12 protein-coding genes are annotated in these 14,634 nt (G+C 61.0%); 7 read left to right on the forward strand and 5 right to left on the reverse strand.

Annotated features, from left to right (window positions below; genetic code table 11):
- Positions 1-48 precede the first annotated feature (48 nt).
- Both speB and AC1MDC_RS26790 read right to left on the reverse strand, forming a co-directional pair.
- The gene (speB, locus tag AC1MDC_RS26785) at positions 49-1,008 is read right to left on the reverse strand and encodes an agmatinase (protein WP_227235483.1); all 960 of its coding nucleotides are present in this window, start codon (positions 1,006-1,008) and stop codon (positions 49-51) included.
- 28 nt (positions 1,009-1,036) lie between these two features.
- The gene (locus tag AC1MDC_RS26790; RefSeq protein ID WP_085703086.1) at positions 1,037-2,128 is read right to left on the reverse strand and encodes a polyamine ABC transporter substrate-binding protein; all 1,092 of its coding nucleotides are present in this window, start codon (positions 2,126-2,128) and stop codon (positions 1,037-1,039) included.
- A gap of 99 nt (positions 2,129-2,227) precedes the next feature.
- Between AC1MDC_RS26790 and AC1MDC_RS26795 the strand changes: the two genes are divergently transcribed.
- From AC1MDC_RS26795 to AC1MDC_RS26810, 4 genes are all read left to right on the forward strand, one after another.
- Positions 2,228-3,127, forward strand: coding sequence for a LysR family transcriptional regulator (locus AC1MDC_RS26795; protein WP_480394052.1), 900 nt, complete (start codon positions 2,228-2,230; stop codon positions 3,125-3,127).
- 142 nt (positions 3,128-3,269) lie between these two features.
- Positions 3,270-4,736: a nucleobase:cation symporter-2 family protein gene (locus AC1MDC_RS26800; RefSeq protein ID WP_085696394.1), complete on the forward strand. Its 1,467-nt coding sequence runs from the start codon at positions 3,270-3,272 to the stop codon at positions 4,734-4,736.
- 69 nt (positions 4,737-4,805) lie between these two features.
- Positions 4,806-5,279, forward strand: a complete 474-nt coding sequence (locus AC1MDC_RS26805; RefSeq protein WP_085696396.1) for an LEA/WHy family protein — start codon at positions 4,806-4,808, stop codon at positions 5,277-5,279.
- 52 nt (positions 5,280-5,331) lie between these two features.
- Entirely contained in the window at positions 5,332-5,886 is a 555-nt protein-coding gene (locus AC1MDC_RS26810) for a GNAT family N-acetyltransferase (protein WP_480394053.1), read from the forward strand.
- Here the strand turns inward: AC1MDC_RS26810 and AC1MDC_RS26815 are convergent.
- Positions 5,876-6,799: a carbon-nitrogen hydrolase family protein gene (locus AC1MDC_RS26815; protein WP_227235480.1), complete on the reverse strand. Its 924-nt coding sequence runs from the start codon at positions 6,797-6,799 to the stop codon at positions 5,876-5,878. The two genes, AC1MDC_RS26810 and AC1MDC_RS26815, sit on opposite strands and share 11 nt — an antisense overlap.
- Before the next feature lie 84 nt (positions 6,800-6,883).
- On the opposite strand from AC1MDC_RS26815, the gene AC1MDC_RS26820 reads away from it, so the two are divergent.
- Positions 6,884-7,798 (forward strand): LysR family transcriptional regulator, encoded by a 915-nt coding sequence (locus AC1MDC_RS26820; protein ID WP_480394054.1) that lies wholly within the window; start codon positions 6,884-6,886, stop codon positions 7,796-7,798.
- On the opposite strand, the gene AC1MDC_RS26825 is transcribed toward AC1MDC_RS26820, so the two are convergent.
- Positions 7,799-8,053, reverse strand: a complete 255-nt coding sequence (locus AC1MDC_RS26825; protein WP_007957535.1) for a hypothetical protein — start codon at positions 8,051-8,053, stop codon at positions 7,799-7,801.
- A gap of 153 nt (positions 8,054-8,206) precedes the next feature.
- On the opposite strand from AC1MDC_RS26825, the gene AC1MDC_RS26830 reads away from it, so the two are divergent.
- The gene (locus AC1MDC_RS26830) at positions 8,207-8,524 is read left to right on the forward strand and encodes an ElaB/YgaM/YqjD family protein (protein ID WP_085696402.1); all 318 of its coding nucleotides are present in this window, start codon (positions 8,207-8,209) and stop codon (positions 8,522-8,524) included.
- Between the two features lie 57 nt (positions 8,525-8,581).
- On the opposite strand, the gene AC1MDC_RS26835 is transcribed toward AC1MDC_RS26830, so the two are convergent.
- Positions 8,582-9,613 (reverse strand): Ldh family oxidoreductase, encoded by a 1,032-nt coding sequence (locus AC1MDC_RS26835; RefSeq protein ID WP_085703063.1) that lies wholly within the window; start codon positions 9,611-9,613, stop codon positions 8,582-8,584.
- Positions 9,614-9,804: 191 nt separating this feature from the next.
- Here AC1MDC_RS26835 and AC1MDC_RS26840 point away from each other — a divergent pair, with 191 nt between their 5' ends.
- Positions 9,805-14,613, forward strand: coding sequence for a dermonecrotic toxin domain-containing protein (locus AC1MDC_RS26840; RefSeq protein ID WP_480394055.1), 4,809 nt, complete (start codon positions 9,805-9,807; stop codon positions 14,611-14,613).
- Positions 14,614-14,634 lie beyond the last annotated feature (21 nt).

Raw genomic sequence — 14,634 nt, forward strand, 5'->3', positions numbered from 1 at the left:
AGCCTGGTGTCAGAAATTGTCAGGAGCTTTCACCAGGCTCAAAGGGGATCACGCGTCGACTTTGTGCCTGGCCGCATACAGGCAAAGCATCTCCATGGCCAGGGTTGCCGCCGCCAGCGACGTCACGTCCGCATGATCATAGGCCGGGGCCACTTCCACCACGTCCATGCCCACCAGATTGATCCCGCGCAGGCCGCCCAGAATCTCCAGCGCCTGCACCGTGCTCAGGCCGCCGCAGACCGGCGTACCGGTGCCCGGCGCAAAGGCCGGATCCAGGCAATCGATGTCGAACGTCAGGTACACCGGGTTATCTCCGACCCGCGCGCGAATGGCCTCGACAATCGCCTCGCAGCCCCGACGATGCACCTGCCGCGCGTCCAGCACCTGAAAGCCCTGATGATCGTCGTTGGTGGTACGCAAACCGATCTGCACCGAACGCGCCGGATCCACCAGCCCTTCCCGCGCTGCGTGCCAGAACATGGTGCCGTGATCGACCCGTTTGCCGCCCTCGTCAGGCCAGGTGTCGCTGTGGGCATCGAAGTGGATCAGCGACAGCGCGCCGTGCTTGCGCGCGTGGGCCTTGAGCAGCGGATAGCTGATGAAGTGATCGCCGCCAAAGGTGAGCATGGCGCTGCCGGAGCTCAGAATGTGTTCGGCGTGGGCTTCAATGCTTTCCGGGATGGTGTGCGGCGAGCCGTAATCGAAGTCGCAATCGCCGTAATCGATCACCGCCAGATGATCGAACGGATCGAACGCCCATGGCCAGTGCCGTTCCCAGGCAATCCCGGTGGACGCTGCACGAATCCCGCGCGGCCCGAACCGTGCGCCGGGGCGATTGCTGGTGGCGGTGTCGAACGGCACACCGCTGACCGCCACGTCAACGCCGCGCAGGTCGCGGCTGTAGCGCCGGCGCATGAAACTGGTGATCCCGGCGTAGGTGCTTTCGGCTGCGGTGCCGAAAAGGCTGTCACGGGTCAGGGCCTGATCGTTTTGCATTGGCACGTCCATCGGTGTGCTCCTGTTTTTATGAACGGTGTTATTGGCGGCTGCGGAAAGTGGTCCACAGCCGTGTGCGCTGGCGCATGTCCTTGAGGCTCATGCTGCGATCGGCGTACAGCCGCTCGCGCACTTCGGGTTTCGGGTAAATGTCCGGATCGTTGCGCACCGCTTCATCCACCAACGGCGTGGCGGCCTGGTTGGCGGTGGCGAAGAACAGCGTGTTGGTCAGCGCCGCCACGGATTCGGGGCGCAACATGAACTCGATGAAGGTGCGCGCAGCTTCGGGGTGCGGCGCGTCTTTGGGGATCGCGAGGTTGTCCTGCCACACCAGCGTGCCTTCCCTGGGAATCCGGTAAGCCACCTCAAACGGTTTGTTGGCCTTGCGGGCCTGATCGGCGGCCATGCTCGCGTCACCGTTGTAGGTCAGCGCCAGGCAGACACTACCGTTGGCCAGATCGTTGATCTGCCGGCCAGTGGCGACGTACAGAACAGAAGGCTGCAACTTCTGCAACAAGGCTTCGGCGGCGGCCAGATCGGTCTTGTCGGTGCTGTAGGGATCTTTACCGAGGTAGTGCAGCGCGAGGCCGATCACCTCCTGCGGCGAGTCGAGAATCGCGATCCCGCAATCCTTGAGTTTGCTGGCGTATTCGGGTTTGAACAGCAGATCAAGGCTGTTGAGCGGCGCGTCCGGCAGCCGCTGTTTGACCGCCTCGACGTTCATGCCCAGCCCCAGCGTGCCCCAGGTGTAAGGCACGCCGTAGCGGTTGCCGGGATCGACCGCCGCCAGTTTTTCCAGCAGATCCGGATCAAGATTGGCGTAACCCTTGAGCCCTTCATGGGGGATTTCCTTGAGCGCTCCCGCCGCGAGACCACGGGCCAGTACGCTGGACGAAGGCACCACCACGTCATAACCGCTGCCGCCGGTCAGTAGTTTGGTCTCGAGCACCTCTGAGGTATCGAAAGTGTCGTAGCGCACGTGAATGCCGGTTTCCTTTTCGAAGCGCTGCAGGGTTTCCGGCGCCACGTAATCGGCCCAACTGTAAAGATTGAGCGTTTTTTCTTCCGCCTGGACAGCGATGGAGACGGTAAGCAACAAAGCGGGCAAACACAGCTTGAAGACGGGAGCCATGACGAACACCTGACCGAAGGAAGTGGTGGCAGGATGCGCCGTCGGATACATTCGAGAAATATCAAGTTTGTTAACCTGACTTTATCCAGGAGTAATGTGATGCTCGGCCAGCTCCACGATGTCGATCTTCAGCTTCTGCGGCTGTTTCTCGGAGTGGTCGAATCCAACGGTTTCAGCGCCGCGCAGGGTGAGCTGGGCCTGAGCCAGTCGAGCATCAGCCAGCAAATGGCCAAACTAGAGACGCGCCTTGGCTATCGGGTGTGCAACCGGGGCAAGGGCGGTTTCAGCCTCACTCCCAAAGGCGAGCAACTGCTGATTGCCGCTCGCAGCCTGTTCGACTCGATCGAAACCTTCCGCCATCAATCCAACGGCGTCGCCGGGCGCCTGATCGGTGAAGTGCGGCTGGGCCTCTCGGAGGCGGTCGATCACTCGGTGCTGCAACGGGTGGCCGAGGCGATCCGGCGCTTTCGCGAGCGGGACGAATCGGTGCGCATCGAGCTGATCAGCGCCATGCCCGGCGAAATGGAGCGTCTGTTGCTGCAACAGCGGCTGGACCTGGCCATTGGTTACTTCTCCCAGGTGCAGAGCGCGTTCGACTACCGCGAACTGTTCAGCGAAACACAGCATCTGTACTGCGCGCCGGGCCATCCGCTGTTCACCAACGATGCTCCCGATGAAGCGGCGCTGCAGGCCTGCGACCGGGTCGATCACCCCTACCGGTTTCTGCGCAGTGACGAGCCGTTTCAGGGCAAGGTCTGTTCGGCGCGTTCGGAACAGGTCGAAGGCACCCTCGCCTTCATTTTGTCCGGCAAACACGTCGGTTATCTGCCGAACCATTACGCCCGCCAATGGCAGGACAAAGGCCTGTTGCGCCCGGTGCGCGAAGGCGAGTTGAGCTTTGACGTGGCGTTCCATCTGGCCCGGCATCGGGCGCAGGTGCCGGGAGATGCGCAGAAGGCTTTTGAAGAAGACCTGCTGTCAGCCTTTGGTCGAACCTGATCATTTTTTGGAACGCTGAGCGTCTCCGGCTGCATTCCCACGCAGAGCGTGGGAACGATCATGCGTTGCCCTCGCCCCTCGCTTGCGGCATCCTGCGCACCCATTTTCCGACCCGGCCCCGCATTGCGGCACGCAAACCACCATGACCGTCTCTGAAAAAGTCCCGCGCAACAACGATCTGATCTACGGCCTCAACGACCGTCCGCACTTCACCGCAACGGTGTTTGCCGCCCTGCAACATGTGCTGGCCAGCTTCGTCGGCATCATCACCCCGACCCTGATCATGGGCGGCGCCCTCGGTCTGCAAAGCGAAATTCCATACCTGATCAGCATGGCGCTGTTTGTCTCGGGCCTCGGCACCTTCGTTCAGGCCAAACGCTTCGGCCCGGTCGGTTCGGGGCTGTTGTGCCTGCAAGGCACGAGTTTTTCCTTTATCAGCGTGATTCTCAGCGCCGGTTTCATGGTCAAGGCCCGGGGCGGCGGCACCGATGAGATCCTCTCGACGATCTTCGGCGTGTGCTTCTTCGCTGCCTTCATCGAAGTGGTACTGAGCCAGTTCATCGGCAAGCTGCGCATGCTGATCACCCCGGTGGTGACCGGCACCATCATCACCCTGATGGGCCTGTCGCTGATCAAAGTGGCGATGACCGACATTGCCGGCGGCTTCGGCGCGGCGGATCTGGGCGCGGGCAGCCATGTGTTCCTGGCGGCGCTGGTACTTGCCACCATCGTGGTGTTGAACAGGGTCGACGTGCCATTCCTGCGCCTGGGTGCGATCGTCATCGGTCTGACCCTCGGCTACGTGGTGGCGTGGCTGATGGGCGCCGTGGATTTTGCCAACCTGCCGGAAGTACCAGTGGTCAGCGTGCCGGTGCCGTTCAAGTACGGTTTCAACTTCGACTGGGTGGCGTTCGTGCCGGTGGCGGTGATTTTCCTGGTGTCGCCGCTGGAAGCCGCCGGTGACCTGACTGCCAACTCGATGATTTCCCGGCAACCGGTCAAAGGCCCGCTGTACATCCGCCGGATCAAGTCCGGGCTGCTGGCCGACGGCCTCAACTCGGCCATGGCCGCGGTGTTCAACAGCATGCCGATGGTGACCTTCGCCCAGAACAACGGGGTGATTCAGCTCACCGGCGTTGCCAGCCGTTACGTGGCGTTCTTCATCGCCGGGCTGTTGGTGGTGCTGGGGCTGTTCCCGATGATCGGCGCGGTGCTGCAACTGATGCCGAAACCGGTGCTCGGCGGCGCCGAACTGGTGATGTTCGGCACCGTGGCCGTGGCCGGGATCAAGATCCTCGCCGAAGCCGGCCTGCATCGGCGCAACATGCTGATTGTGGCAATTTCCGTCGGCATGGGCCTTGGCATTGCCGCCGTGCCGGAAGTGCTGCGTGAACTGCCGCAGGCGCTGCGCAACATCTTCGAATCGCCGATCACCGTTGGCGCGCTGTGTGCGATCGTGCTGAACATCTTCCTGCCGGAAGAATTCATCGAACTGGAAGAAGATGACTTCGACCCGGAAGCCTCTATCCTTCAGGTCATGGAAAACCCCGACCTGCCGGCCAAAGCTGAACCCGCATCAAAGGCCGCTGTCGCACACTTGAACCGTTGACCTTGTCCGCTCGATGAAAAAGGGCTGATACCGGCAGCGGTTCAGCCCTTTTTCAATGAGAGAGCATCAATGCGCCGTATCCATGCCGTCATCCTGTCCCTGCTTCTGCTCTCCCTCAGCGCCTGTGCGCTGTTCCCCAACCGCGACCCGGTGAACATCAACGTGGTCGGCCTCGAACCGCTGCCGAGCCAGGATCTGGAAGTGCGCTTCGCGATCAAGCTGCGGGTGCAGAATCCCAATGAAACCGCCATCGACTACAACGGCATCGCGCTGGATCTTGACGTGAACGGGCATTCCCTGGCGTCGGGTGTGAGCGATCAGAGCGGTTCGATTCCACGGTTTTCCGAAACCATTGTCAGCGTCCCGGTGAGCATTTCGGCGTTCTCGGTATTGCGCCAGACCCTGGGCCTGAGCCAGACGCAATCCCTCGACAACCTGCCTTACGTGCTGCGCGGCAAACTGGCGGGCGGCGTTTTCGGCACCATGCGTTTTGTCGACAGCGGCAAGCTCAGCCTGCCGCGAGCCAGTGCCGCAACCTGGTAAAGATGCGGTAGCCTGCAGCGCTCACCGTCAACAACATGGAAGTCGCTGGTTTATGCAAGATACGCCCACGCTGTACACCGAACGGCTGATTCTGCGCCCGCTTGAACTCGCGGATGCCGAAACCATCCAGCAGCAATTTCCCCATTGGGAAGTGGTGCGTTATCTGAACGTCTTCGTGCCCTGGCCGTATCCGGACGACGGCGCCCTCACCTACCTGCGCGACATTGCGCTGCCTGCCATTGCGGCGGGCAAAGAGTGGCACTGGACGATTCGTCTCAAGTCGGCACGTGAGCAATTGATCGGCAACATCAGCCTGATGGACGAGCCGGACAACCATCGCGGGTTCTGGCTCGCCCCGGCCTGGCAGGGCCAGGGTTTGATGACCGAAGCCAGCGAAGCCGTGACCCGCTACTGGTTCGAAACCCTCGATCAACCGTTGATGCGCGTGCCGAAAGCCGCGCCGAACCTTGGTTCGCGCAAGCTCTCGGAGCGCACCGGCATGCGCTTGATCCGCACCGACGAGGATGACTTCGTCAGCGGCCGCTTCCCACGGGAAATCTGGGAAATCACCCGTGAGGAGTGGCAACGGCAACGCCTCAAGCGGTGAAGCGAACACCGGGTTTGGCGCGCTCATCCACGCTCAGCTCGAACACATCCGGTCGTGCATAGTGGCCGACCACGTCGTAGTCATAGCGGGCCCGCACCAGTTCATCGGTATCGATCTCGGCGGTGAGCAAGCCGGCCTCGCCGCGTAACGGCCCGGCCAATACGTCGCCCATCGGCCCGACGATCACGCTGCCGCCGGCGATCAGCGGTCGATCCCCCGGCCAGTTGGCGATTTCTACGCCCAGTTCATTCGGCGAGGCCTGCACCTGACAAGCGCTGACCACAAAGCAGCGCCCTTCATGGGCAATGTGGCGCATGCTGACCTGCCACATCTCGCGCTCGTCCACAGTCGGCGCACACCAGACCTCGATGCCCTTGGCGTACATCGCCGTGCGCAGCAGCGGCATCATGTTTTCCCAGCAAATCACCGCACCGAGCTTGCCGACCTGTGTATCGAGCACCGGCAGCGTCGAACCGTCGCCCTTGCCCCAGATCAGCCGTTCGGTGCCGGTCGGCATCAGTTTGCGGTGCTTGGCCACCAGACCGGCCTGCGGGTCGAAATACAGCGCAGTGCAATGCAAGGTGCTGCCGGCCCGTTCGATCACGCCGATCACCAGGTTGGCCCCGGTGCGCGCCGACAGCCCGGCCAGCGCTTCGGTTTCCGCGCCCGGCACATCAATGGCGTTGGCGAAATAACGGGCGAAGGCTTCGCGGCCTTCCGGCAAGCGATAACCCAGCTGGGTGCCGAAGCCCTCGCCTTTCGGGTAACCGCCAAGCAACGCTTCGGGCATCACCACCAGCGCGGCGCCGGATTCGATGATTGCGCTTTCCCAGCTCAGGATCTGTTCCAGGGTTTCAGCCTTGCCACCGGGCAAGGCGCCGATCTGCAGGGCGGCAACGATTGATTTGGGCATGGCGGTCACTCCGTGAAGTTCAGGTGTTGCTCATTCTCCAGCGCCACGGGATCATGAATAAAGACCGATCCACTGCTGATTGATATGAACCATATGAATATCGCGACCGTCGACCTCAACCTGCTGAAAGTTTTCGAAGCGCTACATGAAGAGTCCAGCGCCAGCCGCGCAGCGTTACGTCTGGGCGTGACCCAGTCAGCGGTCAGCGCAGCGTTGCGGCGGTTGCGTGAGGTGTATGGCGATCAGTTGTTCGTGCGCACTGGCCGGGGTCTGGCGCCAACCCTCAAGGCCAATCAGTTGAAACCAGTCGTCAGCGATGCCCTGAACAAATGCCGGCAAAGCCTGGCAATGGTCGATCCGACCGCCAATCACTACGACGGACGCTCGGTCACCGTGGGCCTCTCCGACGATTTCGAAATCGCTTACGGCCGCCGTCTGATCGAGGAAATCGCCCGCCGCGCACCGAGACTGCGGCTGATCTTCCGCCAGACCCACAGCCAGATCGTCGCCCGGGCGCTGATGGAGCGCAGCATCGATCTGGCGATCACCGCCGGCGGGTTTGCCGAGCGGCTGCTCAGTCGTCAGGTGCTGGGCGAAGGGGGTTACGCGTGCCTGGTGGATCCGGCGAGTCTGACGCCGGGCCAGCAGCAGATCGATCTGGAGGAATTCGTCACCCGCGAGCACCTTCTGGTGTCGTCGGGCGGTTTTATCGGGATCACCGATGAAGGGCTGGCGGCGCTGGGCCGCAGTCGCCGGGTCTGCGCCTCGACCACGCACTTCGCGGCGTTGCCGCACCTGCTCAAGGGCAGCGATGCCGTGGCGACCATTCCAACTCACGCGGCGCAGGCCATTGCCTCGCTGAGCGGGCTGGCGTTGCTGCCCTGCCCATTGGCGTTGCCGCGTTATCCGATCGAACTGGGCTGGCGCACCAGCACCCAGATCGATCCGGTGGTGCTGACGGTACGCGAAGCGATTGCCGCCAGTTTCGGGGCCGAGTGATTACTTGTTGGCCGCCATCAGGCGATTGACTTCACTGCGCACCATGTTGGCGAACTCTGGCGGCGACATGCCGTCCAGTTCTGCGCGCACGAATTCAGCCCATTTGCCCTTGCGCTTGGAGCGCTCGCCGAACAACCGCGCGGCTTCGCCCTTGGCTTTGCCCAGATTGTTCTGCCAGAGTTCGAACAGTCGGGATTTCTCGTCTTCCAGCGCAGCGCGCTCTGCGAGGGATTTATCGGCCAGATTGAAACTCATCGGGAATTACCTGCTGCATGAAATGGCGACATCTTACACGCTGGGCGGAAACCTCTGACGCAGGTTTTTGCTCCGAATGGAAAATCGCTGCAACTTTTCAAGACACGCCACACTCCATTGTTCACTGTCCATTCACCTGCAAGGAGTCACCCAATGGCCCGGAAAACCGCCGTTCAAGCCGCCGAAGACCAAATCAAGGACCAGGCCTTCAGCGAACTTCAGGCGCTGATCGAAGAGTCGGAAAAACTGCTCAAGAGCAGTGCCTCGCTGGTCGGCGAAGAAGCGGAGACCCTGCGCGGTCAAATCGCCCAGAAGTTGCAGCTGGCCCTGGATTCGGTCACCAACGTGCGTGACCGCACCAAACCCGCGGTAGACGCCACCGAGAGTTACATCGGCGGGCACCCGTGGCAGACCGTGGCGATTTCCGCCGGTTTCGGTCTGGTGGTCGGATTGCTGCTCGGTCGCCGCTGAGCGCGATCAAAAAAGGCGAGCCCTCGGTGGCTCGCCTTTTTCATGTCCGGCAAACACTCATTCGCCGGCCAGTTCTCGCAACTGTGACAGGGTCTGCTGATCCAGTTCGATTCCTTTGGCCAATGACTTGGCCCGCTGCAAATGCCGCCGATCTCCCGGCAAGCGCTTGAGCCCTACCCCGTGCATCTGCCGCACGAGTTCCTGACTGCGTTCGGCGAAGCTTTGCCCGGAGGTCTTGCTCGGGTCGATCACGATCAGCAGTTGGCCAGTCCATGGCGTCTTGGCGCCCGGATGGTTCTTCCAGTCGAATTCGAACGAAAAATTGCCGCCGGTCAGCGCGGCGGCGAGCAACTCCACCATCATCGACAGCGCCGAGCCCTTGTGCCCGCCGAACGGCAGCAATGCGCCGCCTTCCAGAATCGCTTTCGGGTCGCAGGTCGGCTGACCGAGGCTGTCGACGCCCATGCCCGCGGGCAGTTTCTCGCCCTTGCGCGCGGCGATCTGCACGTCGCCATGGGCGATGGCGCTGGTGGCCAGATCGAAGACGATCGGCGCGCCGTCGGCCCGTGGAGCGGCAAAGGCAATCGGGTTGGTGCCGAACAGTGGCCGGTCGGCGCCGTGGGGTACCACGCAGGTCATGCTGTTGACCACGCTCAGCGCCACCAGGCCCTCGTCGGCAAAAGGCTCGACGTCCGGCCACAGCGCGGCAAAGTGATGGGAATTGCGGATCGCCAATAGGGCGATCCCGGCACTGCGGGCCTTTTCAACCAGCAATGCACGGGCCGCCGCCAGCGCAGGTTGAGCAAAACCGTTGCCGGCATCGACGCTGACGAAACCTGAAGCCACATCCTCGACCTTTGGCACAGCCTTGCCGTTGACCCAGCCGCTGTTGAGCGTAGAGACATATCCGGGAATCCGGAATACGCCGTGACTGTGAGCACCGTCCCGCTCGGCGTTGGCGCAATTGGCGGCCAGCGTTCTGGCGACTTCGGCCGAGGTGCCGTGACGGGTGAAAATCGTTTCCAGCAATTGAGTCAGCTCGTCCAGCGAAACCGTGGACGAGACCGCATGATCGTGTGGCGCAGACATCTGAAGCTCCAGAGTAATTATTGGAGGGAACAACAGCGAACAAACAACCCGCCTGAGGATTAACCACGGCTGGCCGGTTGCCTGTCAACCCCGCAATATTTATCTACCACCCTCGTCGCCTTCACCCGCCCTAGCCTTGCGTCTCGACCCACCGGCGCCCGCCAGCATGCGCCCCTCATCGAGACTCAATCATGTCAGCCCTCATTCAGCCGTTGTTGTTCCCCGAAGTCTTCGACGCCCCCGGACGATGGACCGAACTGGGCAAGGCCCACGGTCTGTCCGAATCCGAATTCAAATGGCTCGCCCATGCCAGGCTCTCCTCCAGCAGTTTGCGCAGCCAGCAGACCCCGCCGATGCGCGCCGAGCGCATCCTGCTCAATGTTGGCAGTGAAATACCTCTGCCGTTGCCGGGTGCGTTCGTTCTTGGCGAGACGCCCGTCGATAACGCCCTGATCCTCTACACCGTATTCGACGGCCTGAAAAAATACCGTGACCGCGTCGAATTGAGACAACAGCTCGAGCGGCGCCTGAACAATGCCGATGACCAGGCCAGTCTGTTTGCGTTCCTGTCTTTGCCGCAACGCAAGCGGCTGTTCGATGCCGACAACATCACGGTGACCTTCAGCATCATCGATGGCGATGTATTTGATGAAAACACCACGGCCATCCAGCAGGCGCAGATTCTGAATGCACAGGCCATGCGGGCGGAGCTGGAAAAGCTGCCGACGCTCAGTCACCTGCTGGAAAACATCCTTGATGAATTGCTCAAACCGCATTTCGGCAGCTTGCAGCAAAACCGTACCCGCGTCGGTTTCTACACCCAGGACGATGACACCGCGCTGACAAGACACTGGCTCGACTCCATGAGCCTGAGCGATGCAGTGCTGTTGCATTACCGGCATCAACAATGGCCGACCACTGCGTTGCGAGAGTTCTCCCACCCCGACAGATCGGCCGCCACAGGCGATCAGGCGCAATGGGAAGAGGCTGTCACCAGCGCGTCCGGAAAGTTGCCGGCGCTGCTTTTCCGGCAGCTGGAACACTATTGGGACGCGGCTTCTGCCGACGGTTCGACGCGACGCGCGTTCTTCGCCAACGTTCTGGAGGACCAGGCGCTCAGCGAATGGATGAGAAAACGCGAAAACGGCATTCTCGATGCAACTCAGTTCAGCGCACTGCATCAGTTGATGTCGCACGATGCACAAGGCCCGCAGCGCCCCGTCACCGAAACCGTGCGTCTTTGGGAGCACGAAGCCAATTACGTCGAACTGGCGGGGTCGCTGATGATCAGCGCCAGCCAGGCCTTTCTTTACACCCCGGTGCAGGGTCTGCAAGTGCTCGCCGATTACAACGACCTGAAACAGACGTTGCAGAGCAAGTTCATTGCCAAGGGCCATGAAGACGAGCTTTACGGCCTGCTCAGCCTGGAAGAGCGCAACCGGTTTCTCGGTTTCGACCAGCCGCAGGTATCGGGAGAGCGGATCGTCGGAGAAGTCTTCAAGATCCTCTTCGAATGGATCATCACCAAGCAGCGGCAAAACATCGAATACGCCCTGCAAGTGTTTCGCCACAGCGATGGCGCGGTGAATCTGCACGCCCTGTTCGATAAGAGCCTGGACATCCGCTCGATGATTCATGCGCGTTTGCTCGAGCTCGACAGCGCAGGACGCTGGAGCACGCACCCGGTACTTTCAGGCAATCAACAGCCGTCCATGGTTCTGGCGGAAAAGGCGCGCGCCGCGATCAAGACGTTCAGCAGCGTTGAAGCGCCGCTTCGCCAGACACTCAAGACCCAACCCATGGCCACTCAGGAGGCTCAGCGGTCGTTTCTCGAAAACCTGAAGGCAACCCTGGCGCATGCCTGGTCTATCGGGGTAACTGGCGAAGCCCGGCTGCGAGCATTGAACGGCACACTGCCAGCCTCGGTACGGGCGATCGTCGATGCCGTGTGCAATCCAGACCAGCCGACCCGCGCGCAACGCCAGGCGCTGCAGGGTTTTCGCCCCGACGCCTATGGGCTCACCCTACGGTCTGGCGACCAGCAGAAGCTGCTGCCACTCGCCCACTGCCTGCTGATGACCGAGCGTGGCGGTCTCGACGTCCAGCACTCCGGTCGTGCAGTGTTGTGGACACCTGCACTCGGGCTTGAAGTATTCGACTCCGTTGCAATTGCCCGGCAAAAGCTCGAGCAACGCTTGCTGCACAAGGTGCAACGCCTGTCGCTGCTGGAAAATATTCTGCCTGCACAGTTTCAGCTGCATCAGCGTTATACCCTGGGGCCTTTTCAGTTCATCGAACACAACGTGCTGCATAACCGCATGCAATCGGCGACCGAGCATTTTCTCGGGCGCTGCGAGCAGGTGCGCACCCGCGTGAAGGATCCGGCAAAGCGCGACAAGGCGCTGACAACGCTGGGTGAGTCGACTTTTCACACCAACCTGAAGCTCGCAACGGCTCATGCCCGGGCAATCGTCTCCCGGCAAACTTATCCTGCCTGGCTCGGCATGGCGTCGCTCGCCGAACAGAAACTGCACGTCGAACTCCTGGAGCAGTGGCGCCAGAGCGTCGTCGACGACAAGGATTACCTGAGCGGTGTGCCGACTCTGGTCAGCCATGTCGAAAAGACGTTGACGTCATTGCTCGAAGGGCGATTCCCGGATACCGGGCTCAACCCTCGCCACATCCGGATAACGCCGAACCTGGCCCTGGCCGGACCGGCCCGCAATCTTCTCGAGTTTGCCCTCAATCACATCAATATCGCCCAAGGCACCGGTTTCAAGGTGGCATCGACAACCGCCAACGCGTTGCCCAAGGGGCTCGATCAAAGTGCAGTGACGCAACTGCTGCTATCGCTCGAGATTCCTGACACCTACAGCGAAAAGGTCAGGCAGGCACTGGCGACGAATACGACTGCCGGCCTCGCGCGGCAGCAGACTTTCTTCCGTCAATTGCCCTGGCAGTTGTTGCAGCATGCTCACGCGCTGAAACTGCAGCAGCATTTGTCAGAAACGGCATTCAGTTACATCCGCCAGGCCCTGGACATGCCAGATGCCATCGCCCGTGCTGCCGTGTCCGGTGCACAAGCCATAGTGTGCCCGCTGTCGCTGATAAAGACAGTCGGCGCCGCTGCAGTCGAAGCATGCGGACTGTATGTGTTGGCCCCCGGCACCGGGCACAAGGGGCCTCGGCTGCTTTACAGCCCCTACACCGAGCAGGCCTTTCACGAATTTCCCGATGAAGAAAGTCTGATCAGCGCGCTGAACATGCCGGGTTTGCTGCAAAACCTGCTGCTTCGTCGCCTGCCGCAACCCCAGCGAGCGATTTTCCGCGGTCTGTTTGCCAGCACCCTGGGACAGATCAGCGAAATGACGCTGGACTACCGCCCGATTGCCGGCAACCTGCTGGAACGTCTGTATCAGGACAATCTCGATCTGTTGAAACAGATGCTCGACTCGCAGAACGACAGCGACGGGCAGTCTGACTGGGAAAACGCCAAAGCCCTGTTCAGCGACGGCATCCGACAGGTCGCGGACGTGCTGCCGGGCAAACTCGCCTGCGGACGCTTTCTCTGGCAAGCCTACGATGCCTTCAAGGATTCGGCCGAGTCCTTGCAGAATCATCACTGGAAGAAGGCGCTGAAGTCGTTTATCGATGGCGCCGAACAAATGGTGACCGTCGGGATGCTGTCCGAAACGCCCGCTGAACAGGCGGTTGGCGCCGATGTCGGTCAGCAGACGATCGCCTCCGGCACGCAGAAGATCGAAAAGCCTGTGGCTCCGAATCTGTCGGAAATCGAAACGACTTCACCTCAACGCACCCTCCTGCAGCCTTTCGAAGCAATGGACGTCGCACTCAAGGATCTGACCTACAGCGCGACTCAGGGCGTGTACCAGAAGACATCCAACAACCGTAGCTATGCCGCAGTGGACGGCAAGGTATACCGGGTCGTCAAAAACGGAGCGGACTGGCAATTGGCAAAGGATGACGTTCGCGGCCCATTGCTGCGCAAGACCGACTCACGGACAGTCCGGATCACCGAGGGTCAGACCGTTCATTACGGCAAGGCCTATTCCAGAATGATCGTGCACAATAAGTACACGCACCTGCGCCGCATGATGCTCAACATCGAAGCGCACGGCATGGAAGAGATCAGTCGAAGATACCCTGAAAAAGCCCGGATACTGGGACATGCAGTGGCGGTGGCGCGGGATTACGCATTCAACTGCCTGCACAATCTGGCCATTCTGGACATCAACGTCGTGCCCGGTGGGCGGGTCAACCGGTTTCTCATGGAGTTCTTTGATGTCCCACGCGTCACGACGCAGATCCTGTCCAGGATAAACGCCGCGATCCTGCCCATCTGCAAGGCTCTGGTAGATCCGGCAGACGACCTGCTCAACACTGACCGCTTCATCGTCGGCTCAACCAGATGGTTTCACGACGTGATTGCGTTTGTCCTCGATGGCGACCTGAAGAACAAAGTCCATTTCACCCAGCATTTTTTCAATCAGGATCTGGGGGACTATGTTCCCGTCACTGCATCTGGTTTTGATATTGACGGCCATGCACAAGCCGCAACCCTGATACATGAGTTGGCCCATCAACTGAGCAATGCGTGGGACATCGCGACGGTCAGGGCGCGTGAGCCTTTCTGTGACCTGATATCTTCCGCTACCCCCGACGGTGAAAGATTGCTCAATCATCTGCAGGACGAACGAAGAACCGCGCTGTCACTGGCCACGCCCCGTGCACAACTGTTTGCAGAGTGGAGCCCGAATCAAGCGGCCTGGATCGACCTGGACAGAATTGCGGAGAAACAGACCACGGCGGCGGAGATTTTCAGGCAGACAGGCAGCGCCACCATGAGCGAGGCGCGCGATGCGTTCCTGGATCGGCAGTCTTCAGATGCCCGCGTCGGTGTCATCTTGCACAACGCCGATTCGATAGCGCAGCTGATCTGCGAAGTCGGCCGGCAGCTGGAGGTTGTGCCGTCCCCTTGATCCAAAAAAAATGCGCAGGCT

The organism is Pseudomonas sp. 1 (genome assembly GCF_056626735.1).